Origin of the sequence: Streptomyces sp. NPDC093071 (assembly GCF_044754545.1) — a bacterium.
GTDB lineage: Bacteria > Actinomycetota > Actinomycetes > Streptomycetales > Streptomycetaceae > Streptomyces.
This window is the reverse complement of record NZ_JBIVPH010000002.1, coordinates 404,809-428,014: the sequence shown is the minus strand read 5'-3', so window position 1 is coordinate 428,014 and position 23,206 is coordinate 404,809. Positions and strand designations below refer to the sequence as shown.

Genomic DNA, 23,206 nt, shown 5'->3' with positions numbered 1-23,206 from the left:
GACGGGCACCCTGGACGGCACCGCGGCGGACGGCCCGAGCGCCCCGCCCACGACGGGAAGGGACGGCCCCATGCCCCCGCACTTCGGCGACTACCAGAACGAGATCTACTTCGAGGGCCTCTTCGGCACCGTCCCCGCACTGCCGATGACCTTCGCCGAACTGGAGTCGAAGGCGCGGGCCGCCCTGCCGCCCTCGCTCTGGTCGTACGTGGCCGGCGGCGCGGGCGACGAGCACACCCAGGAGGCCAACGCCGCGGCCTTCCGCAGGTGGGGGCTCGTCCCGCGCATGATGGTGGGCGCCGCGCGGCGCGACCTGTCGGTCGACCTCTTCGGCATGACGCTGCCCTCGCCGCTGTTCATGGCCCCCGTCGGCGTCATAGGCCTCTGCGCCCAGGACGGACACGGCGACCTGGCGACCGCCCGCGCCGCCGCCCGCACCGGAGTGCCGATGGTCGCCTCCACGCTCACCGTCGACCCCCTGGAGGAGGTCGCCGCCGCGCTCGGCGACACCCCGGGCCTCTTCCAGCTCTACACGCCCACCGACCGGGCCCTCGCGGAGAGCCTGGTGCACCGCGCCGAGGCCGCCGGCTTCCGGGGCATCGTCGTCACCCTCGACACCTGGATCACCGGCTGGCGCCCCCGCGACCTCGCCACCAGCAACTTCCCCCAGCTGCGCGGGCACTGCCTGGCCAACTACACCTCCGACCCCGTCTTCCGGGCCCGGCTCCCCAAGCCCCCCGAGGAGGACCCGCGCGCCGCCGTCGTGGAGTGGGCCGGGATCTTCGGCAAGCCGCTCGTCTGGGACGACCTCGCCTGGCTGCGCTCCCTCACCGACCTGCCGATCCTCCTCAAGGGCATCTGCCACCCCGAGGACGTCCGCCGCGCCCGGGACGGCGGCGTCGACGGCGTCTACTGCTCCAACCACGGCGGACGCCAGGCCAACGGCGGCCTGCCCGCCCTCGACGCCCTGCCCGGGGTGGTCGAGGCCGCCGACGGCCTGCCCGTCCTCTTCGACTCCGGCGTCCGCACCGGCGCCGACGTCGTCAAAGCCCTGGCCCTCGGCGCCACGGCGGTCGGCGTCGGCCGCCCGTACGCGTACGGACTCGCCCTCGGCGGTACGGACGGCGTCGTCCACGTCCTGCGCTCGCTCCTCGCCGAGGCCGACCTGATCATGGCCGTCGACGGCTACCCCGCCCTCGGCGACCTGCGCGCCGACGGAGCCCTGCGCCCCGTCTGACCCGCTCCGGGGGAGGGGTCAGGAGGAGCGGCGGACGCGGCGGCCCGCGAGGGAGGCGACCTTGCGCCGCCGCGCCTCGCGCTCCCGCGTGTGCCGGTCCAGCTCCTCCATGAGGCGGCGGCCCCGGTGGTCCGGGTCGAGCTCGTTCAGGACGCGGTCGATCTCGGCCAGCAGGGCGCCGTACAGCTGCCAGCGCCCCGGGTCGTCCGCCGCCTCCGCCCGCAGCATCCCGGCGACCCGGTCGCGGGCCTCGCGGGCCGCGTCGAGCTGCTCGGCGAGACGGTTCTCCGCCGTCTCCGCGCCGGAGCTGGAGTGCGAGGTGACCAGGACCGCGAAGCTCACCAGGGTGTCCCCGAGGTGCCGCACCGCCTCCTGGAGGGTGCGGGCCGTCTCCGGGCGGAAGAGCGCCGCCCCGTCCCGCTCCCGGGCCAGGTCCGTCAGGGTCCGGGTGAGGACGCGCAGCACCACGGCGGAGATCTCCAGGGTGTCGAGCCCCGTCCGCAGCACGATCCGGTGCAGCAGCCCCTCCTTCACGCGCGGGTTCAGCCGCAGGCTGTCCTCCGCCTGCCGCAGGGCCGCGTCCACGTCGGCGACGTCGTTGTCGAGGCGCCGCGCCTCGTAGAGCCGTGCCGCCGCCAGGTCCACGGACGTCGGCCCGTCGAAGTCCCCGAACGGATCGGGCTCGCGGGGCACGGCGGGATCCGTCAGCTCCTCCCCGAGGCCCAGGAGGAGCTGGCGCATCCGCCGGGCCAGGTCCACGATCGAGTCCCCGGCGGTGTCCACCCAGACCGGCGGCACGAGCACCATGTTGAAGACCATGCCGACGATCGCGCCGATCAGGGTCTCCAGGACGCGGTCCCAGGCCGTGTCGGCGACCTGGGTGACCCCGAGGACCAGCATCGCGCTGATCGCCACCTCGGCGACGAACTCCTCCACCCGGACGAACCGCCCCACCACGAGGGCCGCCAGGATGACCATCGCGAGGCTCCACCACGTCAGACCGACGAGCACGCTGAACGCGATGGCGATGAGGACGCCGACGACGACGGAGTTCACCCGCCGCAGACTCGTCACGAGCGTCGAGTACAGCGTCACCTGCACCACGAGCAGCGCCGTCAGCGGCGCGGTCAGCGGCGCCGGTTCGGAACTGAGCTGGAGGGCGACGACGTACGAGATCGTCGCCGCCGCGGTGGAACGCAGGGTCTGGACCACGAAGGGGTCCCGCCGCTGGCGCTCCCACCACTGCCACAGACGCCCTTGGCGCAGCGAGGCGAGCGATACGGAGCGGTGGGGCATGAAGTACTCCTCCTCCGGTGGGCGAGGGACGCGTCCCGGGTCGGGCGCGATCTTGTGCGCGCCTACCCGCCCGACGCCTCCGCACCGCGATGCTCCGTGCTGCCGCCCCGCGAAGGCGCTCCGACGCGCCGACGGGCCCCGAGGAATCCCGCGGGCGGAGAGGCGGCCGGGGCGGCGACTGAACGGAGGCGTTCCGGGTAGCCGCCGGGTGCCCGTCCCGCACCACACCCGCGCCCCGTGAGGAGACCCCGACCATGGACCGCGACCGCGCAGCGCTCTTCGACGTCGACGGCACCCTGGCCGACACCAACCACCTGCACGCCGTCGCCTGGTGGGAGGCGCTCCGCCAGGGCGGCCACCGGGTCACCCTGCACGCCGTGCACCGGTCCATCGGCCTGCCCGGCGGGCGGCTCCTCGACCACCTGCTCGGGCAGGACCGCGACCGCTCGGACGACGAGCGCCTGAGCACCGCGCACGACACCCTCTACGGGACGTACTTCGAGCGGCTCCAGGCCTTCGACGGAGCCGCCGACCTGCTGCGCGAGCTCGCGGGCGACGGCTGGAAGGTGGTCCTGGTGACCTCGGCCAAGAGCCGGGAGCTGACGGCCCTGCGCCGGGCGATCGACGCGGACGACGCCCTCACCGACACCGCCACCTCCGACGACGTCGACGAGGGCAAGCCCGCCCCCGACCCCGTCGAGCACGCCCTCTCCCTCGTGGACGTGCCGGCCGACCGGGCCGTGTTCGTCGGCGACAGCGTCTGGGACATGAAGGCCGCCACCCGCGCCGGAGTGACCGTCGTCGGGGTGCTGTGCGGCGGCATCCCCGAGGCCGAGCTGACCGGGGCGGGCGCTGCCGCCGTCTACGACGGCCCGGCCGACCTCCTCGCCCGGCTCGACACCAGCCCCTTCGCCTCCGTACCGCCGGCCTGAGCCGGGAGGCCCGCGCCGACCATCCCCGGGAGCTCCACCCGGGAGCGGATGCCCAGCCGGGCGAACACGCCCCGGAGGTGGTGGTCGACCGTGCGCGGGCTCAGCGTGAGCCGGCCGGCGATCTCCCGGTTGGTGGCGCCCTGCGCGGCCAGCCGGGCGATCCGCTGCTGCTGCGGCGTGAGCAGCCCCCACGCCGTCGGATCGGCGGCCCCGCCGCCCGCGCCGCCCGTGGCGCGCAGCTCCGACCGGGCGTGGTCGGCCCAGCCGTCCGCCGCCGCCCGCTCGAAGGTGACGAGCGCGTCCCGCAGCGGCCCCCGCGCCGCGCCCGGACGCCGCCGGAGCCGCAGCCACGTCCCGTACGCGAGGAGGGTCCTGGCCCGCTCGAAGTCGTTGCCGCAGCCGTCGTGACGGCGGACGGCCTCCCCGAACCAGTACGCCGCCTCCCCGTCCTCCCCGGCCTCCCCGCCCCCTCCGCTCCGGGCGAGCAGCGCCCGGCAGCGGGCCAGCAGGGCCGGTGCCGCGCCGTCGACGCCGTACGCCGCCCAGCCCGCGTACTCCCCGGCCGCCGCCCGGGCCTCGGCCGTCCGACCCGCCGCGACGGCCGCCTCCACGAAACAGGGCACCACCAGCATCCGCAGCGCGAAGTGACCGCCCCGGGGCCCGGCGCGGACGAGCGGGGCGAGCCGCGCGGCCGCCTGCGCGGCCGGTCCGCGCCCCCGCTCGTCCCGGGCCAGCGCCCACTCCGCGAGCGTCGCCGCCTGGGCGAGGCCGTGCGTCCGCGCCGTGTCGAGGGCGAGCCCCGCGTGCTCCGCCACCGCGTCACCGTCGCCCGTCACCGAGGCCACCAGGGCCAGGACGGCGTGCTGGTGGGCGGCGACGTTCCGCTGCCCCGTGCGCTCCGCCGCCCGCAGCCCCTCCCGGGCCGTGCGCGCGGCCCCGCTGTACCGCCCGTCCCGCAGCTCGGCGTACGCGAGGTGTTCGAGGGCGCGCGGCAGCAGGGCCGTACGGTGCTCCGCGCGGGCCCGGGCGAGCGCGCGGGCGTGCACCCGGGCGGCCGCCGCGGTGTCGCCGAGCACCAGCGCGGCCGACCCCGCCCGCAGCAGCAGCCGGGGATCGTCCTCGGCGCCGTCCCGCGCGACCACCCGCGCCAGGGGCGGACGGGCCTCGTCGAACCGCAGGGTCAGGGCGGCGGCGAGCCCGTCGAGGAAGTCGCGCTCCGTCCCCCCGGCGTCCCCGCCGAGGCCGAGCGCGGCCAGGCAGGCGTCGGCGTCGCCCCCGGCCCAGGCGGCCTCCATCGCGAGGAACCGGGCGTCGGACGCCTCCGCCGGGGCCCGGCCCCGCAGCAGCTCCGCCGCCCGCAGGAGCGCCTCGTGCGCGTCCATGACCGGCCCGTCCGCCAGCGCCGCCAGACCCCGTACGAGGTGCGAGCGGCCCCGGACCACGGGGGTGAGGGCGCGCGCGGCGGCGGGCGGTCCGAGCCGGTCGGCGCGGTGCCGCTCGCCCCGGGCGAGCGCCGACGCCGTGCGGGCCGCACCCGCCCGCTGGGCCCTGTGGTGCGGGGAGGCCGGGGCCGCCGCGAGGACGGCCCGCCCGAGGAACGGGTCCTCGAAGCGGAGCAGTCCGTCGGCGCGGCGCAGCAGCCCGTCCGCGACCAGGCCGTCCAGCGGCTCCACGGGGGTGCGCGTCGCCCGCGCGCCGTCGAGGACGGCGTCGACGGCGACACCGCCGGGCCGGACCGCCGCGCGACCGGTCCGGCCCGCGAGCGCCACCACCGTGAGCAGCCGCCGGGAGTCCGCCGGCAGGTGCTCCAGGAAGCCGCCGTACACCTCCGTGAGGACGGCCCCGTCGACCGGCGGTTCCGGGAGGGGCGCGGTGCCCGCGAGCCGGGCGGCGCCGAGGCGCCGCACCGCCGCGACGAGGACGCCGGGGTGCCCCGCCGCCTCCTCGACGAGGCGCCGTACGACCGGCGGCGCCGGGGGAGGGGCGCACAGGTCGCCGAGGAGGGCCCGCGCGCCCTCCGGACCGAGTCGCCCGAGCCGTACGGTCTCCGCCCCCGGCACGCCGGGCGGCCGGTGGTGGCGGGCGGCCGACACGAGCCAGCGGGGCCCGGGGCGGCCCGGCAGGGGCCTCCGCCGCCACGCCGCGGCGAGCGCGGCGCGCGAATGGGCGTCCCAGAGGTGCAGGTCGTCCAGGCAGAGCAGGACCGGACGGTCCCCGAGGAGCCCGGACACGGCCGCGGCGACGCCGTCCTCGCCCCGCGCGGTCCGCAGCGCCCGGCGTGCGTCCGCGGCGCCGGGCGCGAGGGCGGCGAACAGGGCCCGCGCACCGCTCCACGGCACCCGGTGGCCGGGCGCGGCGACCCGGTGCGCGGCGCCGGGGAAGTCGTCGGCCGCCCGGGCGAGCAGGACGGAACGGCCCTCGCCGGGGCCTCCGGTGACGAACAGGATCCTGCCGTCCCCGGTACCGGGGGGCTCTGAGAGGCGGGCCACCGCGGCGAGTTCGGCCGCGCGGTCGTACAGGCGCGGGCCCGGGGCGGTGCCGTGCGTCGTTCCGCTCACCCCGGTCACGTTACCGATCCGTACGGTACGGACCGGCGGAAGGCTCCCGGGTCTGGTCGGCCGCCCAGACCCGGGAGCCCCGCCCTGTGACGGCGCACAGACGACGGTGTGCGGGGCCTGTCAGGAGCCGAGCGGGCAGCTGCCCCGGTACTCCTCGATGGTGAGGCTCGGTCGCGGCAGCGGGCAGAGGAACTGCTCGTAGCGGGTGTCGTCGTCGACGAAGCGCTTGAGCCACGCGATGCTGTACTTCGCGATCGTCGTGTTCGAGGTGTTCGGCGTGAAGTGCGTGGCGCCGTTCAGCTCCAGGTACGCCTTGTCGAGCGAGTTCGGCAGGCTCTCGTAGAAGGGCTCCGAGTGGGTGGCGACGGGCGCGACCGTGTCGCCGTCCGCGCCGATGACCAGGGTGGGGGTCTTGATCTCGGGCCAGGTCTTGTCGGTGTTCCAGCCGGTGAGGGGGACGGCCGCCTTGAGGGAGGGCCGGCTCTTGGCGGCTTCGAGGCTCCCTCCGCCGCCCATGGAGTGCCCCATCACCCCGAGGCGACCCGCGTCGACCCGGCCCCGCACGGCGCTGCGCTGCGTCAGGTGGTCGAGCGCGGCGAGGAGCTGCCGGCCCCGGCTGTCGGGCTGGTCGAGCGTGGTGAGGGTGTCGATGGTGAACACCACGAACCCCTGCGAGGCGAGGCGGGGCCCGAGCCAGGCGATGGAGGACTCGTACGCGGTGAACCCCGGCGAGATCACCACCGCGCCGAAGGTGCCGTCGGCGGTGGACGTCGGGTAGTAGATGGTCCCGCCTCCGAAGCCGGTGGCGGAGAGGGAGGAGACGGTGGTCTGCGAGACGGCGTAGGGGCCCCGCAGGGCCTCCACGCTCGCCTGGGTCGGCGCGGGGCCGCGCTCGTACGGATTGGCCGCCGAGGCGTCGGCGGCCTGGACGCCGGGGGCGAGGAGCAGGGTGAGGGAAGCGGCGGTGGCGGCCGCGATTGCGGGAAGGTGTCGTCTCACGACGGAGTCGTCCTCTCGTGTCGTGCGGCGGCCGCCCTCCGACGGGAACGTGAACGGGAGCGAGAACGGAGGGCGGCCGGGCCTTGGACTGGCCCGGCCACTCTCCGCGTCCGGCGCCCGGCCGGCATCGGCGGAACCACCGGCCTTCGCCGCCGGTTCCGCCGGTTCCACCGGCCCCGCCGGGCTCAGTTCAGGGTGTCGGGGTCCGGCCCGGTGCGCAGGCCGCGGTCGAGGCCCGCCATCGCCGTCATCTCCTCCGGGGAGAGGACGAAGCCGAAGACGTCGAGGTTCTCGCGGATGCGGGCGGGGGTGACGGACTTCGGGATGACGACGTTCCCCAGCTGGAGGTGCCAGCGCAGCACCACCTGGGCGGGGGACTTCCCGTGCCGGGCCGCGATGCCGGTGATGACCGGGTCGGCGAGGACGGCGCCCTGGGCGAGCGGGCTCCACGCCTCGGTGACGATCCCGTGGGCGGCGTGCAGCTCGCGGAGCTCGCGCTGCTGGAGCCCGGGGTGCAGCTCGATCTGGTTGACGGCGGGCACGGGGCCGCCGTCGAGCAGCCGCTCCAGGTGCGCGGGCTTGAAGTTGGAGACGCCGGCGGTGCGGACCCGTCCGTCCGCGACCAGCGTCCCGATGGCGCGCCAGGTGTCGACGTACAGGTCGCGGGCCGGGGTGGGCCAGTGGATCAGGTACAGGTCGACGTGGTCGAGGCCGAGCTTGGCGAGGCTGTCGTCGAAGGCCCGCAGGGTGGCGTCGTACCCCTGGTCGGCGTTCCACAGCTTGGTGGTGACGTACAGCTCGTCGCGGGCGATGCCGGAGTCGGCGAGCGCCCGGCCGACACCGGCCTCGTTCCCGTAGACGGCGGCGGTGTCTATGGAGCGGTATCCGGCGTCCAGGGCGTGGGCGACGGCGGTGGTGGTCTCGTCGTCGGGCACCTGGAAGACGCCGAAGCCGAGCTGGGGGATCTCGGTGCCGTCGTTGAGGGCGACGGTGGGCACGTGGGGGAGGGACATGGGGGGTGCGGCTTTCTCTCGGGGTGATGGAACGGAGGTCAGTGGTGTACGGGGACGCGGGCGCCGGCCTCGACGGCCTCGGCCTTGCCTGCCGGGGCCCGGCGCTCCAGCGCGGCGGACCAGAGGGCGAGGCCGAGCGCGGCGGCGGCGAGGAGCGCGCCGACCCAGTTCGGGGCGGTGTAGCCGAAGCCGGCGGCGATGACGATGCCGCCGAGCCAGGCGGCGAGCGCGTTGCCGAGGTTGAAGGCGCCGATGTTGACGGCGGAGGCCAGGGTGGGCGCGCCGTGCGCCTGGTCGAGGACGCGCTTCTGCAGCGGCGGCACGGTGGCGAAGCCGAGCGCCCCGACGAGGAGGACGGAGAGCGCGGCGAGGACCTTGTCGTGCGCGGTCACGGTGAACAGCGCGAGGACGACCGCGAGCCCGCCGAGGGTGGTGTAGAGCAGGGGCATCAGGGCACGGTCGGCGAAGCGGCCGCCGAGCAGGTTGCCGAGGAACATGCCGGTGCCGAAGAGGACGAGGAGCCAGGTGACCGCGCCCTCGGAGTAGCCGGCGATCTCGGTCATCATCGGTGCGATGTAGGTGATCGCGGCGAAGACGCCTCCGAAGCCGAGCACGGTCATCGCCATCGCGAGCAGCACCTGCGGGTTGCGGAAGGCCTTGAGCTCCCCGCGCAGACGGGTGCCTTCGGGCCGGGGCATGGCGGGCACGAGCCGGGCGATGCCGAGCAGCCCGACCACGCCGAGCGCGGCGACGATCGCGAAGGTGGTGCGCCAGCCGATCGCCTGCCCGATGAGGGTGCCGAGCGGCACGCCGACGATGTTGGCGACGGTCAGCCCGGTGAACATGGTGGCGATCGCGCCGGCCTTCTTGTCCGGGGCGACGAGACCTGCGGCGACGACGGACCCGATGCCGAAGAACGAACCGTGGGCGAGCGAGGCGACCACGCGGCCGGTCAGCATCACCCCGAAGCTCGGGGCGAGCGCGGAGAGCAGGTTGCCGACCACGAAAAGCCCCATCAGCAGCATGAGCATCCGCTTGCGGCTCACCTTGTTCCCGAGGACGGTCAGCAGCGGCGCACCGACGACGACACCGAGCGCATAGCCGGTGACCAGCAGGCCCGCGGTGGGGATGGAGACCCCGTAGTCGGCGGCGATCCCAGGCAGCAGACCCATGATCATGAACTCGGTCGTACCGATGCCGAAGGCCCCGATGGTCAGAGCGAGTAGCGCGAGCGGCATGGCTCGCCCCCTTCCAGAATTGCTTGAGCGATCCCTTTGCACGCCTTCACAATAGTTGCACACGCGCTATATATGCAAACGCGGGTAGGGGGTGTGATCTGGATGGAGGTGGTCGCGGGCGAAACCGGATCGAGGGGTGCGAGGCCTGCGCGGCATTAATGCGGGCGGGGAGTGATCACCTGTACGACTTCTCTGCGCGGCCAGTACGTACCGGGGTGGCGCGCTGAGTCGTTTCCCGCGTGCGGGGTACTGGTCGCGGACATGCGTCGGCGGCCGCGGTCAGTACGGTCGCGCACTGTCGAATCCGCTCGCGCGCCCGTCGGATGCCGCGCCGTATGGTCGGCGACCGGCCGGCCGTCAGGCCGACCAGACGAGTCGGCCGTCCACGACGGCCGGGAGGGACGTGGGCATCTCGTCGGTGACCCAGGCGAACTCCAGGGCCGCGAGCGTGGCTCCCCGGTCCGTCCATACGAGGACCTCGCCGACGTAGGCGCCCGAAGGGTCGTGGACGTGTGCGTCCACGTGTACGAGGGCCTCCGGCAGTGCCGCGTGCTCACGGGGTTCCCGGACCCGCAGGTCGACGCTCACGGATCCCGGCCCCCAGACGGCGATCACCTCGGTACAGTCCAACTGGCTCCGCAGGCTTGATGCGCCGGCGAACTCCGCCGACAGGACGTGTTCGAGCACTGCGCGCTCGTCGGCGTTCAATGGGCGGGGGTCGATGGGAAGAGGAGCCATGCCCTCATTCTGGGGTGGGAGCGACCATCCCAACCGCCCGTAGTGCCCTCGGCAGGGCGCCGCCGCCCCGGTCGACGGTTCAGGAACCTGCGGGCGAAGAAGGGCCCCTTCGCAGAACAATCGCGCGGGACGCGCTGGAGGGCAGCCCAACGGGGCCTGTCCCGAACGAGGTTCGGTTACCAAGTTGCTTTGCCAAGAGGGCAGCGGCAGCGCCCGGGACCTGGGAACCTTGCTGGACACCGACCCGCCCAGGAGGACCGATCATGACCGACACCCTGATGGACGCCGTTGATGCCGGTGGTGACGACGACGCCGACCGGGAAGAGGTCGAGCGCGAGCGGGCCGAGATGCGGGACTTCGTCAAGGGGCTGAGCCCGGACGACATCAAGTCGGGCAACTGGTTCACCCGGCTCCTCACCCAGGCCATGAGTTCCTACACCGAGAAGGTCGACTGGCAGTACTTCCAGGAGCGGTACGAGGGCGTGCCCGCGGACGCCGTCGTCGATCAGCGCATCAAGATGGCGGCCCGCTACGCCGCGCTCGAAGGCGGGCTGTCCGCCGGGGCCTACTCGGCGGCCGTCGCCGCCACCATCGGGAGTCTGGGAGGCGCCTCGCCGGCGACCGTCCCGGCCGCCGTCGCGACCTTGATGGTCGACGTCGTGTTCATCACCCGGCTCCAGCTCCGCCTGGCCTATGACATCGCGGTCCTCTACCGCGTCCCGCTCGACCTGTCCGACCCCGAGGACATGTGGAAGCTCATTCGGGTGGCCTTCACGATCAAAAGCGGGGAAGTGGCCCGGGGGAGCGTGGGCAAGGCGGTCCCGCTCGTCGTACGGCCGCTGGTCAAACGCTTCTACTCCGGAGCGGTACTGGGCGCCGCGAGGAGCTTTCCCGTCGTCGGAAGGTACCTCCTGCAGCGGAACATCATCAAGATCGGCATCCCCGTGATCGGTGTCCCCCTGGCGGTGGTGCTGAACCGCTACACGACACTGCTCGCGGGACGACACGCGCAAGCCGTCTTCCGGAACGAGGCGCGGGTGATCGAGATCGCCGAGGAGCTGAGCGAGCGGAGCCGGCACCCGCAGTCGATGCTGTGGGTGGCGTGGCTCGTCCTCAGGGCGGAGCAGAAGATCGCCGACGACGAGGCGCTGCTGATGAGGCACTTGGTGAGGCTGGTCCGGGACCGGCATCAGGTGGTCGACGAACGGCTCGCCCGCCTCGTCGACATCGATCCCGCCGAGGTGTGGCGGCGCCTGGCCGCCGAGCCGGGAGACCTGAGCGACCTCCTCGACGCGGCCGACCGGGTGGCCGCGGTGGCCGGTGACGTCAGCACGCGGCGGAAGACCGTCCTTTCCGAACTCCGGGACCGCTGCCGCCGAGTGTGACGTCGACCTGCTTCGACGGCGGAAGGGCCTCGATACGAGCGGCCCCATAAGGTCGGAGGCATGACGACATCCCTCACCGGCAGTGCCTTCGACTCGCTCCACATCGACGCCGTCTCCGACCAGGAGGCGCTCCGCCGGGTCTACGAGCTTCCCAAGGACGCGGCGCTGCGCAAGCAGATGACCGAACTCACCGGGCAGACGAGGCGGTTGATCGGGTGTTCGTCGCTGGTGCTGGTCGCCAGCGCGGACGCCGAGGGCAACTGTGACGTCTCCCCGCGCGGCGGCCCCGCCGGATTCGTCGCCGTTCTGGACGCGCGGACGGTGGCGATACCGGACGCGACCGGCAACAAGCGCCTGGACACCCTGCGGAACGTCGTCGCCACCGGGCGGGCCGGGCTGCTGTTCGTCGTCCCGGGGCGCACCACGACGCTCAGGGTGAACGGCCGGGCCTGCGTCTCCACCCGCCCGGAGCTGCTGTCGCAACTGACCGCCGTGGGCAAGCCGCCGGCCAGCGCGCTGGTGGTGGGGATCGAGGAGGTCTACCCGCACTGCCCCAAGTCGCTCCTGCGCGGCGGCGCCTGGAAGCCGGAACAGTGGCTGCCGGCGGACGCCCAGCCGACCTCCGCCGAGGTGACGCTGGCCCAGCTGCGGATGCCGGAGCTGACGATCGCCGACATCGAGCGGGCGGAGGCGGAGTCGCTGAAGTACCGGTACGAGTGACGGGCCGGTCGGGGATCGGCAGGCCGCCTGTACGCCCCGGGGCCGGTCGTGGAATGGCCCGTCAGAGGTGGGCGGCCAGGAGCTCCCGGATCTCCGTGGTGGTCATGATTCCCGTGCCGTGCGCCACCGCCTCCCCCTCCTTCAGGAGGACGTAGGACGGGGCTCCGGTGATCCCGTACCGCCCGGTCGAGGCCGGGCAGCGCGTGATGTCGGCGCGGACGGCCGTCAGGCGGCCCGCGTACTCGTCGGCGATGCCGCCCACGACGAGGTCCATCGCCCGGCAGGCCTCGATCGCCTTGGGCCACGTGCCGATGAAGTACGCGAGGACCGGGACTCCGCTCATCCTGAGGATGAAATCGAACTCGGCGTCCTCGCGGGGCTGGTGAACCCGCTTCGCCATGGAAGCTCCTGATCTCGTGCCGCCTTCTTCCGCCCCCATCATCCCCCGCCCGGCCCGGACGGCCGCGCCCGGCGGGCGCGCGATAGGTTGCCCGCCATGACCGGACCGCTCCCCGTCACCTGGCCGCCCGCTCCGATCGGGACCGCGCGGCTCGTGCTCCGTACGTCCGAGGCCCGGGACCGCGCGGCCTTCCTCGAACTGTTCGCGTCGCCGGAGGTGGGCACCCACATCGGCGGGTCCCGGCCGCGCGAGGAGCTCGAAGGCGCGATGCCCGAGGTGCCCGGACGGCGCCCCGGCCTGTTCGTGGTCGACCTCGGCGGAGCGATGATCGGCGTGATCACGCTCGACCGGCGCGACGTGGAGCGCCCGGGAGCCGGAGGGGTCAGAGGGGTCGAACTCGGCTTCATGCTCCTGCCGGAGGCGTGGGGACACGGGTACGCCGCCGAGGCCTGCGCGGCGGTCCTCGACTGGCTCGCCGGGGAGCTTCCCGGCGAGCCGGTGGCGCTCCGCACCCGGGCCGCCAACGACCGCGCGATGCGCCTCGCGGCAGAACTGGGGTTCACCGAGGTGGAACGGTTCGAGGAGTACGGCGCCGAACAGTGGTCCGGCCTGCGGTCCCCGGCCGTGCCGTCCGGCTGAACCCGATCGGCCGTGCGGATCCACGGGGCCGGCGCCCGGCCGTCGACCCCCGCGCGCCGGTTCAGCCGAAGGTGCGTCGGTAGGTCTGCGGGCTGACGCCGGTGGTGCGTTTGAAGCGGTCGCGGAACGTGGTGGGCGAGCCGAAGCCGACCTGGCCGCCGATGCGCTCCACGGAGTGCTCCGTGGTCTCCAGCAGGTGCTGTGCCTGGCGGATGCGGGCCCGGTGGAGCCACTGGAGCGGGGTGGTGCCGGTCTGGTCGCGGAACCGCCGGATCAGGGTCCGGGTGCTGGTCCCGGCGCGCGCGGCGATGTCGGCCAGGGTGAGGTCGCGGGACAGGTTCTCCCGCAGCCAGGCGAGCAGCGCCTCCAGCTCGGAGCCCTGCGGCGCGGGGGCGTGGTCGTGGACGATGAACTGCGCCTGGCCCCCCTCGCGTTCGAGCGGCATCACCGACAGGCGGGCGGCGTCGGCCGCGACCGCCGACCCGTAGTCCCGGCGGATCATGTGCAGGCACAGGTCCAGGCCCGCCGCCGCGCCCGCCGAGGTGAGGAACTGGCCGTTGTCGACGTAGAGGACGTCCGGGTCGACGTCCACGTCCGGGTGGAGGGAGGCCAGCAGCCCGGCCGCCCGCCAGTGTGTCGTGGCGCGCAGCCCGCCCAGGAGCCCGGTGGCGGCCAGGGGGAAGGTGCCCACGCAGAGGGACGCGATCCGGGTGCCGTCGGCGGCGGCCGACCGCAGCGCGTCGCGTACGGCGGGGGAGAGCGGAGCCGCGGGATCGGCGACGCCAGGCACGACGACCGTGTCCGCGTCCCGGAGGCCCTCCAGGCCCCAGGGTGCCCGCAGGGCGAAGGCCCCGGCGTCGACCTCGTCGCGCTCGGCGCACACCCGCACCTGGTAGCCGGGCCGCCCGTCGGGCAGGCGGGTCCGCGAGAACACCTCGATCGGAGTGGACAGGTCGAACGGGATGACCTGGTCCAGCGCGAGAACGGCGACGGTGTGCATGGCCAGAACCTACCTCTTCGCCGTACGCCGGACCTGGGACGGTATCCGGACATCCCCATGTCACCGTACGGGCAGACCCTTCGAAAGCTCGTGGCGATTTCCCGTTGAAACCTGTCACTCCTGCCACTGGGCGGCCGGACCGGCGGACGGTTGACTTCAGCGTGCCGGAAAGCCGGAAAGAGAGAACGGCCCCGAACAACCCCGGAGGAACGCCCGTGCACGTCCAGATCGTCCTGTTCGACGGGTTCGACCCGCTCGACGTCGTCGCCCCCTACGAGGTGCTGTACGCCGGCGGCACGGCATCGGGCGGGGCGGTGACCGTCGAGCTGGTCTCCGCCGAGGGCCCCCGCGAGGTGGTCGGCGGCACCGGAGGGCTGGCGCTGCGCGCCACCGGCACCCTCGACCCGGGGCGGGCGGACGTGGTGCTGGTGCCCGGCGCCTCGGGCCGCGTGGGCGAGCCCGGCGAGGTGCCGGAGGAAGAGGCGGGCGCCGACGAGCGGCGGCGGGACGAGTTCGTTCCGGTGCTCCTTGCCCGCACTCTGACCACCGGCCTCCCCGCGCTCCTCAAGCGGGCGATGGACGACCCGGACGTCACCGTCGCCGCCGTCTGCGGCGGCTCCCTCGTCCTGGCCATGGCAGGACTGCTGGAGGGCCGTCACGCCACCACCCACCACCTGGGCCTGGACATGCTGGACGCCACCGGCGCCCGCGCGATCCGCGCCCGTGTCGTCGACGACGGCGACCTGGTCACCGGCGCCGGCGTCACCTCCGGACTCGACCTGGGTCTGTACCTCCTCGAACGCGGCCCGGGCCCCCGCATCGCCCACGCCGTCGAGGAGCTGTTCGCCCACGAGCGGCGCGGCACCGTCTGGAGCGCCCGGGGCCCGGCCCCCGCCGCCCTCTGAACCCCACCCGCTTTTTCCCTTGTCCATCCGCGTCGCACCGTCAGGAAGAACGACACCATGTCCGTCGAAGGCACCTGGAATCTGTCCGTCTCCACCCCCATCGGCACGGTGAAGGCCGTGGTCGAACTCCGTGAGCGGGACGCCGTCCTGACCGGCGTCGCCCACGGAGCGGGCGAGGAAGTACCGCTCCACGACCTCGCCCTCGACGGCGACCGGCTCACCTGGAAGCAGTCCGTCACCAAGCCCGTGCGGCTGAACCTCGCGTTCGACGTGACGGTCGACGGCGACACCCTCCGGGGGACCTCCAGGGCCGGCCGCCTCCCGGCCTCGAAGGTCACCGGCGAGCGCCGGACCGCCCCGGAGGACCGGGCGTGACCGACCTCCTCCTCTCCCTGCACGTCCTGGCCGCCCTCGTCGCCGTGGGCCCGGTCACCGTCGCCGCGAGCATGTTCCCCGCGACGCTGCGCCGCGCCCTCGGCGACCCGGTCGACGGCGACGCCCGGACGACCCTGCGCACACTGCACCGCATCTGCCGGGTCTACGCCGGAGTCGGCACCGCCGTCCCCGTCTTCGGCTTCGCCACGGCCGGCGTCCTCGGCGTCCTCGGCGACACCTGGCTGATCGCCTCGGTCCTGCTGACCGCGGCCGCCGCCGGCGTCCTCGTCCTGCCCGCCCAGGACCGCCCTGCTCTCGTATAGCTACGGCCAACGGACATGTAGCGCTGCGTGACGCTCGGGGCCGGCCTCGCTGTGAAGGCCGGCGGTACACGGCCTCGGACATCGGTACAGCGGTTGGCGCTGAGAAGGATCATGGTCAGGGTGTGAGTGCGCTGACCCGGTTCTCGTACTCGCGGCGGGCCTTGCGCTGGGCCGGGACCGCGGGGATGCCCTGGCCGCCGTCGAGCGGCTGGCAACGGACGAGGAGCTGGCGGTGGACGGCGGGGACGGCGCTGACGCGCAGGGTGTAGCCCTGGCCGCGCCGTACGGCCACCCCTTGGTCGAGCGCGGCCCGCTCGGCGGGCTCCAGCTCGGTGCTGCGGAGGTGGTCGGCGACCTTGCCCGGCATGTCGAGCGTGACCGGCAGCTCCGGGGCGGCGGCGTCCTCCTCGCTGGCGGTGTGCTCGGGCAGGAGGTCGGCGACGGCGGTACGGATAGCGCCGCGGCTGACCTGGTGCTCGCGGGCGAGGGCGGCGATGGAGCGCCCTTCCAGGTACGCGGTGCGCACGTCGGCGGCCGTCGCGGCCGCCACCGCAGGGCGGCGCCCGCCCTTCGCTCCCTTGGCCTCGGCGGCGCGCAGACCGTCGTACGTCAGCTCGCGCTGGAGGTCGCGCTGTAGTTCGCCGGCGGCGGCGAGGGTCCGCACCATGAACTTCACGGTGGACAGCAGCTCGCCGGTGCGCGGGTGGCGGGCGGTGAGGTCCATGGCGGAGAACGCGCCGTCGTGGATGCGCAGGGCGAGGCGGTCGCGGTGCAGGACGTCGAGCACGTCGAGGATGTGCTGGTTGCCGCGCACGAGGCGGAACATCTCGGAGATGTGCACGGTGTCGCCCGGCCGCGCGTAGGTGAGCAGCTCGCCGAACTTCGGACGCTGGAGGGGGTGGAGGCGGCTGGAGGTGCCGGCCTGCTCCTCGAAGACGACCGGGTCCTCGATCCCGGCCTCGCCCAGGACGAGGTCCTGCCGGGCGGTGGACCGCTGGTCGGTCGAGACCCGCTTGTAGACCAGGTTCGCCACCGAAGGTCCCCTTCCGTACGGAGGATCGGACCCTATCTGTCGTCAAACCCTGTCAGCAATCGCCATCGGATCTGATGGGATTCGGGCCGCCTCGAACCCCCTGATTGCGTGGGTTCATTGGACGCGCGGCTTGCCTGTCGTCAAACGAATCGTTTGACGACAGTGCCTTGTCTTGTGCAGCGCGATGGCGAAGCGGAAGGACCCCGCCCTGTTGGGTCGGGGTCCTTCCGCTGGTGCGTGTGACGGGGGTCAGTGGCTGCCGGCGAGCTCGCCGGTGAGCTTGCCGTGGAGGTCGGCGCTGGGGTCGTTCAGGCCGGTGATCTCGACGGTCTTGCCGCGCTGCTTGTACTTGGTCTCGATGGCGTCGAGGGCGGCGACGGAGGAGGCGTCCCAGACGTGGGCGGCAGACAGGTCGACGATGACCTTGTCGGGGTCGCCTGCGTAGTCGAACTGGCCGACGAGGTCGTTGGAGGAGGCGAAGAACAGCTCGCCGGTCACGCTGTAAAGGACGCTCGTGCCGTTCGGGGCGACGAGCCGGGTGACCTCGGCGAGGTGGGCGACGCGCTTGGCGAAGATGACCATGGCGGTGATGGAGCCGACGACGACGCCGATGGCGAGGTTGTGGGTGGCGACGACCGCGGCGACGGTGATGACCATGACGCCGATCTCGCCCGCGGGCATCCGCTTGAGGGTCTTGGGCGCGATGGAGTGCCAGTCGAAGGTGGCGAAGGACACCATGATCATGACGGCGACGAGGGCGGCCATGGGGATGTCGGAGACGACCGGGCCGAAGGCGATGCACAGCACCATCAGGAATGCGCCGGCGAGGAAGGTGGACAGGCGGGTGCGGGCGCCGGAGACCTTCACGTTGATCATCGTCTGTCCGATCATGGCGCAGCCGCCCATGCCGCCGAAGAAGCCGGTGACGATGTTGGCGGTGCCCTGGCCGATGGACTCGCGGGTCTTGTTGGAGTGGGTGTCGGTGATGTCGTCGACCAGCTTGGCGGTCATCAGCGACTCCATGAGGCCGACCAGCGCCATGGCGAACGCGTACGGGGCGATCGTCGTCAGCGTGTCGAGCGTGAACGGCACGTCGGGAAGGCCCGGCACCGGGAGGGACGAGGGCAGCGCCCCCTTGTCGCCTACGGTCGGCACCGCGATGGCCGCGCCGACGGTGATCACGGTCAGGATGACGATGGAGACGAGCGGGGCGGGGATCACGGTGGTGATCTTCGGGAAGAACACCATCAGTGCCAGCCCGCCGATGATCAGCGGGTACACCGCCCAGGGGACGTCGGTCATCTCCGGGACCTGGGCCATGAAGATCAGGATGGCGAGGGCGTTGACGAAGCCGACCATCACCGAGCGGGGGATGAACCGCATCAGCTTCGCCACGCCGACTGCGCCCAGGATCACCTGGAAGGCGCCGGCGAGGATGACGGCGGCGATCAGGTAACCCAGGCCGTGCTCTCGGTTGAGCGGGGCGATGACCAGGGCGATGGCGCCGGTCGCGGCGGAGATCATCGCCCGTCGGCCGCCGACGATCGAGATGACCACGGCCATGGTGAAGGACGCGAACAGGCCGATCGCGGGGTCGACACCGGCGATGATCGAGAACGAGATCGCCTCGGGGATCAGCGCCAGGGCGACGACCAGGCCCGCGAGGACCTCGGTGCGCCAGACCTTGGGGTTGTTGATCCAGTCGGGCTTGAGGCCGCGCAGCCGCGCGGCGGGAGACACAGCAGCAGAAGACAAGGAAACGCGTACCTGTCGTGCTCGGGCACACCCCTACGGCAGGCCGGGGCGTGCGGGAAGGACATGCGGGGGCCGGGCCGGCACCCCACGGACGGCCCACTGGACGGGGCCGGAAGTCGTGGAAGGCAGATGTGAGGCAGCGCACGGAGGCGGTCGGCTCACATCGGAGGGCGAAGGGTCACGGCGGGCAGGCGGCGGCGGTCGGCGTCATGGGCTCGCGCACGCTCTCTCCTGCAAGAATCGGATCTTCGCCGGGGGCGCCATCGGCCCCGGAAACGGCAGCGGCGGGGCAGCCGAGCCGCCCTCGCCTTCATCAACTCTACCCTAACGTTAGAGTAGAGGGCGGTGGGGTCGCACGGGACGCGGCCAGCCACGACGGGAAGGGTCAGGGACACGGGCGTGGACGACAAGCACATGCAGATCGGCGAGGTCGCCGCGCGGACGGAGCTGTCCCTGCGCACCATCCGGCACTACGAGGAGACTGGCCTGGTCATCCCCTCCGCCCGCTCCCAGGGCGGCTTCCGTCTCTACACCGAAGCCGACGTCGCCCGCCTCATGGTCATCCGCCGCATGAAGCCCCTCGGCTTCACCCTGGACCAGATGCGCGACCTCCTGGACGCCACCGACCGCCTCGACGACGGCACCGGCCTCGACGCCGACGAGCGCGAAGCCCTCCAGGAGCGCGTACGGACCTACCGGCAAGCCGCCACGGAGCAGGTGGAGAAGCTCCGCGTCCAGCTGGCCCGCGCTGAGGACTTCGCCGACACCCTGGGTGCCCGCCTGGAGCAGAAGGCTTCGGCCGCCCGTGCCTGAACCGGGCATCACGTCCCGGCCGGTGCCGCCTCGTCCTGTGGGCGGCGTGGGCCGGGCACCGACCTGGCCGTGGCGGTCAGGTCCAGCTCCAGACGGCTGTTCATGTCCAGCTCGAACCGGCCGTAGGGGTTCACGTGCGTCCAGAACAGCGCGGACAGGGCCCGCCGGTCGGCGTCGGTGAGCATGTCGGCCCACTTCGGATCGGCGAGGAGCTGCTGCATCAGCAGTGTGTTGACGTGCACGGGGGCGGACTGGAGCAGGTGCAGGGCGAGCATGGGCACCTCCTGGGACTCCTTGTCCGCCCCGGCCAGGTCGCCGTCCTTGCCGTAGAAGAGGTCCTTGTTCGCCGAGTTCCAGTTCTCCACGACCTGCAATCCCTCGTGGACCTCCTGGCGCAGTTCGACATCGGCGAGGTAGTCGCAGACGAATGCCGTACGCACCGTCCGGCCGAGTTCCTCGATCGCCTGGTAGGCGGGGTGCTTGGGGCCGCCGCGGGTGAAGCGGCGCAGGACCTGCTCGGCCTCGGCGGTGCCCAGGCGCAGGGCGGTGGTGTACTTCACGATCTGGTCGTACTGCTGGCGGATCAGGTCCCAGTTGATCGTCTTGGTCGACAGCACCGGCGCGAGGTTCGGCCAGTTGTCGTCCTCGCCTGCGGCCGGCCGGTACAGCCGGGCGGAGCCGATGTTCTTCAGCCTGGGCATCAGCTTGAAGTCGAGCATGTGGGCGAAGGCGAAGCCGACGATGGACGCGCCGTGGGTGTCGGTGTACTGCCGGTCGACCTCCATGTCGGTGCAGTGCCGCAGCACGCCTTCGATCATCGAGGCGACCTCGGAGGTCGAGCAGGACGTGAGCTGGGAGTAGATGCACACCGACTTCCGCTCGACGTGCCAGTAGATCATCACGCCGGGGCCGCGGTAGCGCTGGTGCCACTCGGTCATCAGGTTCGAGGACCAGGCGCCGAACTTGCGGCTGTCGGACGCGCACGCGGTGCTGCTGCCCTACAAGATCTCGTCGCGGGCGGCGAAGGTGGCGTTGACCAGTTTCACCAGCGCGGCGCGCATGTTGGCCCGGTTGACGAACAGGTGCCGCACCCGGCGCAGCGTTGCCTCGGACTCGCCGTGCCTGTCGGTGACCGCGACGCGCTTGATGCCCATGTTGGTGCCCAGGCCGAACAGGACCAACAGCAGCTGACCGGCGCAGGACGTCCTTGGATAGGTTTTCGCGGAACGAGATCGCGGCCTCGCTGCCGCGCCGGATCCGCTTCAGGGACGGCGGGATCGTCTCGGACATCCGCGCCGCCCACCGCCCCGGCCCCCGTACGGAGGTGGCCGGTCCATGAGGAACGACCCCAGGCCCTCCCGGCTCGCGCCCGGAGACGTCCTCCGCGTCGGCGCGGTCGGCCTCCGCGCCCGGCGCGCCCGCGTGGTCCTCTCGGCGCTCGGCATCGCCCTCGGCATCGCGACCGTGGTCGCGGTCGTCGGCCTGTCCGAATCGAGCCGCGCCGACCTCATGGCCCGGCTCGACCGCCTCGGCACCAACCTCCTCACCGCCGAGGCGGGCAAGGACGCCACGGGCAACAGGGTCCGGCTGCCCCGGAACGCGGTCGCGATGGTCGAGCGCATCGGGCCGGTGCGGCACGCCACCGCCACGGCCGACGTCGACGCCCGCGTCCGCCGCAGCGACATGGTCCCCGAGGAGCGCACCGCGGGCGTCACCACCCAGGCGGCCCGCACCGACCTGCTGACCGCGCTCGGCGGCGAGGTCGACCGGGGCGTCTGGCTGGACCGGGCCCGCGAGCGCCTCCCCGTCACGGTCCTCGGCGCGGTGGCGGCGGACCACCTCGGCGTCACCCGGCCCGGCGAGACGATCATGATGAACGACACGCGCGTGGTCGTCGTCGGCATCCTCGAGCCGATCGAACTGGTCCCCACCCTGGACCGGGTGGCCCTGATCGGATTCCCCGCCGCCGAACGCCACTTCGGCTTCGACGGGCATCCCACCACCGTCTTCGAACGGTCCACGGACGCCTCGGTGGAGGACGTACGGGCGGTCCTGGCCCGCACCCTCAGGCCCGGGGACGAGGCGGGCGTCACGGTCTCCCGCCCCTCGGACACGCTCGCCGCCAGGGCCGCTGTCGACGAGGGCCTGACGGCCCTGATGCTCGGCCTGGGCGCGGTCGCCCTCCTGGTCGGCGGCGTGGGCGTCGCCAACACCATGGTCGTCTCGGTCCTGGAACGGCGCCGGGAGATCGGCCTGCGCCGCGCGCTCGGCGCGACCCGGAGCGCGATCCGGCTCCAGTTCCTCACCGAGTCGCTGCTGCTCTCGGCGCTGGGCGGGGTGACGGGCGCGGTCCTGGGCGCGGCGGCGACGTACGGCTTCGCCCGCTTCCAGAGGTGGACGCCGGTGGTCCCGCCCTGGTCCCTGGCGGGAGGACTGGCCGCCACCCTCCTGATCGGCGCGGCCGCCGGCCTCTACCCGGCGATCCGGGCCTCCCGCCTCCACCCGACGGAGGCCCTGAACGCGACGTGAGCCGGCCCCGGGGTCCGTCCGGCCACGGGCCCCGGTTCACTCGTCACGGTGATACGGGCCGGGCCGCCTCCCCGTCCCGTACGGGCTCGGGCAGCGTGGCCCCATGCACGCCCGCCGCACCGCGTACCTCCTGACCGCCGCGCTCCTCACGGCCGGCTGCGTGGCCGTCCCGCACGGCCCCGCGCCGCGCCCGCCGGACCGCCCCGCCGCCCTCGCCCCGGCCGCCGAACGGGCCCCCGCGCCGCTGCCGACCTGGCCGGCGCCCACGCAGGCGGCCCCGCGCGAGGCGCTCGCCACCACGGAACCCCGGGGCGAACCCGCGCGAACGCCGGCCTCCGACCGCCCGGCACCGAAGAAGAAGGAGAAACCGAAGCCGACGAAGAAGAGCACACAGCAGAAGAGCACACAGCAGAAGAAGGGGACGCAGAAGAAGGGGACGCGAGCCGTTCCCCGTACCCCGAAGAAGAAGCCGTCCCTCCGCACCCACCGCCGCCCGTCCGCCCCCGCCGCCGGACAGCCCGAGATGCGCCGCCTCTGCCGCCAGGCCGAACGGATCGGGGCCCCGATGGGTGCGGCCGACCTCTGCCGGGGAATGTATGGCCCATGAGCACCCGCCCCCGGACAGGGCGGGTTCAGACCCCGGCGAAGGGCCAGGACTCGATGTCGCGGTAGCGGATCGGCCCCGGGCCGCGCCCGAAGTCGCTGCCGACCAGATGCAGGCGCGCGGCCCGCCACGGGCGCCCGGTGAACCCGGCGAGCCCGGTGGCGATCTCCGGCACGGAGGCCGGATCGTCGCGGCGGGCGCGGGCCAGCGTCAGATGCGGGCGCAGCGGCCGGTGCTCGAAGGGGATCCCGCACGCGCCGACCACGGCGCGCACCTCGGCCGCGAGCCCGTGCAGCCCGTCCAGGTCCCCGTCGATCCCGGTCCACAGCACCCGGTCGTCGAAGTGCCCGCCGCCGCGCAGCGCCAGTTCGACCGGCCGGCGCGCGGCCGCGAGGTCCGCGAGCGGCGGCCGGAGGGGCGGAACGGCCGCGACCGGCAGCTCGCCGAGGAACGCCAGCGTGATGTGCCAGTCCTCGATGCGGTTCCACCGCAGGCGGGGGTACGCCGCGTAGGCCGGGCCCAGCACCTCGGCCAGCTCGTCCTTCGCGTCGTCGGGCGGCGCGAGCGCGATGAACACGCGTACGGTCGCGGACCGCCCCCGCACGTCCCCGCCGGGCTCGGTGTCCCCGACGGACTCGGCGGCCCGTGTCCTCTGCCCGGGCTCCTCGCCCATCTTCCGTTCCCCACTCGTCGTGCGTCCGGCCGCCGCGCCCC

21 protein-coding genes and 2 pseudogenes are annotated in these 23,206 nt (G+C 73.6%); 11 read left to right on the top strand and 12 right to left on the bottom strand.

The window, feature by feature from the left end; all coding sequences use genetic code 11:
- The first annotated feature begins 70 nt into the window (after positions 1-70).
- Positions 71-1,237 (top strand): alpha-hydroxy-acid oxidizing protein, encoded by a 1,167-nt coding sequence (locus ACIQD7_RS07755; protein WP_402440464.1) that lies wholly within the window; start codon positions 71-73, stop codon positions 1,235-1,237.
- A gap of 18 nt (positions 1,238-1,255) precedes the next feature.
- On the opposite strand, the gene ACIQD7_RS07750 is transcribed toward ACIQD7_RS07755, so the two are convergent.
- On the bottom strand, positions 1,256-2,533 hold the full coding sequence (locus tag ACIQD7_RS07750; protein WP_402440462.1) for an aromatic acid exporter family protein: 1,278 nt from the start codon (positions 2,531-2,533) through the stop codon (positions 1,256-1,258).
- 254 nt (positions 2,534-2,787) lie between these two features.
- On the opposite strand from ACIQD7_RS07750, the gene ACIQD7_RS07745 reads away from it, so the two are divergent.
- On the top strand, positions 2,788-3,465 hold the full coding sequence (locus tag ACIQD7_RS07745; RefSeq protein WP_121832659.1) for an HAD family hydrolase: 678 nt from the start codon (positions 2,788-2,790) through the stop codon (positions 3,463-3,465).
- Here the strand turns inward: ACIQD7_RS07745 and ACIQD7_RS07740 are convergent.
- From ACIQD7_RS07740 to ACIQD7_RS07720, 5 genes are all read right to left on the bottom strand, one after another.
- Positions 3,396-6,023 (bottom strand): LuxR C-terminal-related transcriptional regulator, encoded by a 2,628-nt coding sequence (locus ACIQD7_RS07740; RefSeq protein ID WP_402440460.1) that lies wholly within the window; start codon positions 6,021-6,023, stop codon positions 3,396-3,398. The two genes, ACIQD7_RS07745 and ACIQD7_RS07740, sit on opposite strands and share 70 nt — an antisense overlap.
- A gap of 120 nt (positions 6,024-6,143) precedes the next feature.
- Complete coding sequence (locus tag ACIQD7_RS07735) at positions 6,144-7,022, bottom strand: alpha/beta hydrolase family protein (RefSeq protein WP_402440458.1); 879 nt, start codon at positions 7,020-7,022, stop codon at positions 6,144-6,146.
- A gap of 185 nt (positions 7,023-7,207) precedes the next feature.
- Entirely contained in the window at positions 7,208-8,035 is an 828-nt protein-coding gene (locus ACIQD7_RS07730) for an aldo/keto reductase (protein WP_402440456.1), read from the bottom strand.
- A 38-nt stretch (positions 8,036-8,073) separates the two neighbouring features.
- Entirely contained in the window at positions 8,074-9,273 is a 1,200-nt protein-coding gene (locus tag ACIQD7_RS07725) for an MFS transporter (RefSeq protein ID WP_402440454.1), read from the bottom strand.
- A 357-nt stretch (positions 9,274-9,630) separates the two neighbouring features.
- Positions 9,631-10,011 carry a hypothetical protein gene (locus ACIQD7_RS07720; RefSeq protein WP_402440452.1) on the bottom strand — a complete coding sequence of 127 codons (381 nt, stop codon included), beginning with the start codon at positions 10,009-10,011 and terminating at the stop codon, positions 9,631-9,633.
- Between the two features lie 263 nt (positions 10,012-10,274).
- Here ACIQD7_RS07720 and ACIQD7_RS07715 point away from each other — a divergent pair, with 263 nt between their 5' ends.
- Together ACIQD7_RS07715 and ACIQD7_RS07710 are read left to right on the top strand one after the other, a co-directional pair.
- Complete coding sequence (locus ACIQD7_RS07715; RefSeq protein WP_402440450.1) at positions 10,275-11,396, top strand: hypothetical protein; 1,122 nt, start codon at positions 10,275-10,277, stop codon at positions 11,394-11,396.
- Between the two features lie 60 nt (positions 11,397-11,456).
- The gene (locus ACIQD7_RS07710; protein ID WP_402440448.1) at positions 11,457-12,116 is read left to right on the top strand and encodes an MSMEG_1061 family FMN-dependent PPOX-type flavoprotein; all 660 of its coding nucleotides are present in this window, start codon (positions 11,457-11,459) and stop codon (positions 12,114-12,116) included.
- A gap of 61 nt (positions 12,117-12,177) precedes the next feature.
- On the opposite strand, the gene ACIQD7_RS07705 is transcribed toward ACIQD7_RS07710, so the two are convergent.
- Positions 12,178-12,516 (bottom strand): thioredoxin family protein, encoded by a 339-nt coding sequence (locus ACIQD7_RS07705; protein WP_402440446.1) that lies wholly within the window; start codon positions 12,514-12,516, stop codon positions 12,178-12,180.
- Between the two features lie 96 nt (positions 12,517-12,612).
- Between ACIQD7_RS07705 and ACIQD7_RS07700 the strand changes: the two genes are divergently transcribed.
- Positions 12,613-13,155 carry a GNAT family N-acetyltransferase gene (locus ACIQD7_RS07700; RefSeq protein WP_402440444.1) on the top strand — a complete coding sequence of 181 codons (543 nt, stop codon included), beginning with the start codon at positions 12,613-12,615 and terminating at the stop codon, positions 13,153-13,155.
- A gap of 61 nt (positions 13,156-13,216) precedes the next feature.
- Here ACIQD7_RS07700 and ACIQD7_RS07695 read toward each other — a convergent pair whose 3' ends face one another.
- A complete protein-coding gene (locus ACIQD7_RS07695) occupies positions 13,217-14,155 on the bottom strand; it encodes a GlxA family transcriptional regulator (protein WP_402440442.1) in 939 nt (312 codons plus the stop codon).
- A 215-nt stretch (positions 14,156-14,370) separates the two neighbouring features.
- Between ACIQD7_RS07695 and ACIQD7_RS07690 the strand changes: the two genes are divergently transcribed.
- From ACIQD7_RS07690 to ACIQD7_RS07680, 3 genes and pseudogenes are all read left to right on the top strand, one after another.
- Complete coding sequence (locus tag ACIQD7_RS07690) at positions 14,371-15,060, top strand: DJ-1/PfpI family protein (RefSeq protein ID WP_402440440.1); 690 nt, start codon at positions 14,371-14,373, stop codon at positions 15,058-15,060.
- Positions 15,061-15,117: 57 nt separating this feature from the next.
- Entirely contained in the window at positions 15,118-15,435 is a 318-nt protein-coding gene (locus ACIQD7_RS07685) for a hypothetical protein (protein WP_402440438.1), read from the top strand.
- Positions 15,432-15,740, top strand: a pseudogene (locus ACIQD7_RS07680) (hypothetical protein); the annotation flags it as partial. The gene ACIQD7_RS07685 and the pseudogene ACIQD7_RS07680, both read left to right, overlap by 4 nt.
- A gap of 133 nt (positions 15,741-15,873) precedes the next feature.
- Here ACIQD7_RS07680 and ACIQD7_RS07675 read toward each other — a convergent pair.
- Complete coding sequence (locus ACIQD7_RS07675) at positions 15,874-16,791, bottom strand: recombinase family protein (protein ID WP_402440436.1); 918 nt, start codon at positions 16,789-16,791, stop codon at positions 15,874-15,876.
- Positions 16,792-17,040: 249 nt separating this feature from the next.
- Positions 17,041-18,531 (bottom strand): SulP family inorganic anion transporter, encoded by a 1,491-nt coding sequence (locus ACIQD7_RS07670; protein ID WP_402440434.1) that lies wholly within the window; start codon positions 18,529-18,531, stop codon positions 17,041-17,043.
- A gap of 414 nt (positions 18,532-18,945) precedes the next feature.
- On the opposite strand from ACIQD7_RS07670, the gene ACIQD7_RS07665 reads away from it, so the two are divergent.
- On the top strand, positions 18,946-19,359 hold the full coding sequence (locus ACIQD7_RS07665; protein ID WP_402440432.1) for a MerR family transcriptional regulator: 414 nt from the start codon (positions 18,946-18,948) through the stop codon (positions 19,357-19,359).
- Between the two features lie 8 nt (positions 19,360-19,367).
- On the opposite strand, the pseudogene ACIQD7_RS07660 reads toward ACIQD7_RS07665, so the two are convergent.
- A pseudogene (locus ACIQD7_RS07660) lies at positions 19,368-20,543 on the bottom strand (transposase).
- 151 nt (positions 20,544-20,694) lie between these two features.
- On the opposite strand from ACIQD7_RS07660, the gene ACIQD7_RS07655 reads away from it, so the two are divergent.
- Both ACIQD7_RS07655 and ACIQD7_RS07650 read left to right on the top strand, forming a co-directional pair.
- The gene (locus ACIQD7_RS07655) at positions 20,695-21,888 is read left to right on the top strand and encodes an ABC transporter permease (protein ID WP_402440430.1); all 1,194 of its coding nucleotides are present in this window, start codon (positions 20,695-20,697) and stop codon (positions 21,886-21,888) included.
- Between the two features lie 103 nt (positions 21,889-21,991).
- Complete coding sequence (locus ACIQD7_RS07650) at positions 21,992-22,495, top strand: hypothetical protein (protein ID WP_402440428.1); 504 nt, start codon at positions 21,992-21,994, stop codon at positions 22,493-22,495.
- 25 nt (positions 22,496-22,520) lie between these two features.
- On the opposite strand, the gene thpR is transcribed toward ACIQD7_RS07650, so the two are convergent.
- Positions 22,521-23,165, bottom strand: coding sequence for an RNA 2',3'-cyclic phosphodiesterase (thpR, locus tag ACIQD7_RS07645; RefSeq protein WP_402440426.1), 645 nt, complete (start codon positions 23,163-23,165; stop codon positions 22,521-22,523).
- Positions 23,166-23,206 lie beyond the last annotated feature (41 nt).

Coding starts and splice junctions, on each gene's coding strand:
- ACIQD7_RS07695 (WP_402440442.1), bottom strand. CDS start 14,155: ATGCACACCGTCGCCGTTCTCGCGCTGGACCAGGTCATCCCGTTCGAC.
- ACIQD7_RS07715 (WP_402440450.1), top strand. CDS start 10,275: ATGACCGACACCCTGATGGACGCCGTTGATGCCGGTGGTGACGACGAC.
- ACIQD7_RS07710 (WP_402440448.1), top strand. CDS start 11,457: ATGACGACATCCCTCACCGGCAGTGCCTTCGACTCGCTCCACATCGAC.
- ACIQD7_RS07725 (WP_402440454.1), bottom strand. CDS start 9,273: ATGCCGCTCGCGCTACTCGCTCTGACCATCGGGGCCTTCGGCATCGGT.
- ACIQD7_RS07650 (WP_402440428.1), top strand. CDS start 21,992: ATGCACGCCCGCCGCACCGCGTACCTCCTGACCGCCGCGCTCCTCACG.
- ACIQD7_RS07730 (WP_402440456.1), bottom strand. CDS start 8,035: ATGTCCCTCCCCCACGTGCCCACCGTCGCCCTCAACGACGGCACCGAG.
- ACIQD7_RS07685 (WP_402440438.1), top strand. CDS start 15,118: ATGTCCGTCGAAGGCACCTGGAATCTGTCCGTCTCCACCCCCATCGGC.
- ACIQD7_RS07745 (WP_121832659.1), top strand. CDS start 2,788: ATGGACCGCGACCGCGCAGCGCTCTTCGACGTCGACGGCACCCTGGCC.
- ACIQD7_RS07700 (WP_402440444.1), top strand. CDS start 12,613: ATGACCGGACCGCTCCCCGTCACCTGGCCGCCCGCTCCGATCGGGACC.
- ACIQD7_RS07720 (WP_402440452.1), bottom strand. CDS start 10,011: ATGGCTCCTCTTCCCATCGACCCCCGCCCATTGAACGCCGACGAGCGC.
- ACIQD7_RS07705 (WP_402440446.1), bottom strand. CDS start 12,516: ATGGCGAAGCGGGTTCACCAGCCCCGCGAGGACGCCGAGTTCGATTTC.
- ACIQD7_RS07750 (WP_402440462.1), bottom strand. CDS start 2,533: ATGCCCCACCGCTCCGTATCGCTCGCCTCGCTGCGCCAAGGGCGTCTG.
- thpR (WP_402440426.1), bottom strand. CDS start 23,165: ATGGGCGAGGAGCCCGGGCAGAGGACACGGGCCGCCGAGTCCGTCGGG.
- ACIQD7_RS07655 (WP_402440430.1), top strand. CDS start 20,695: ATGAGGAACGACCCCAGGCCCTCCCGGCTCGCGCCCGGAGACGTCCTC.
- ACIQD7_RS07755 (WP_402440464.1), top strand. CDS start 71: ATGCCCCCGCACTTCGGCGACTACCAGAACGAGATCTACTTCGAGGGC.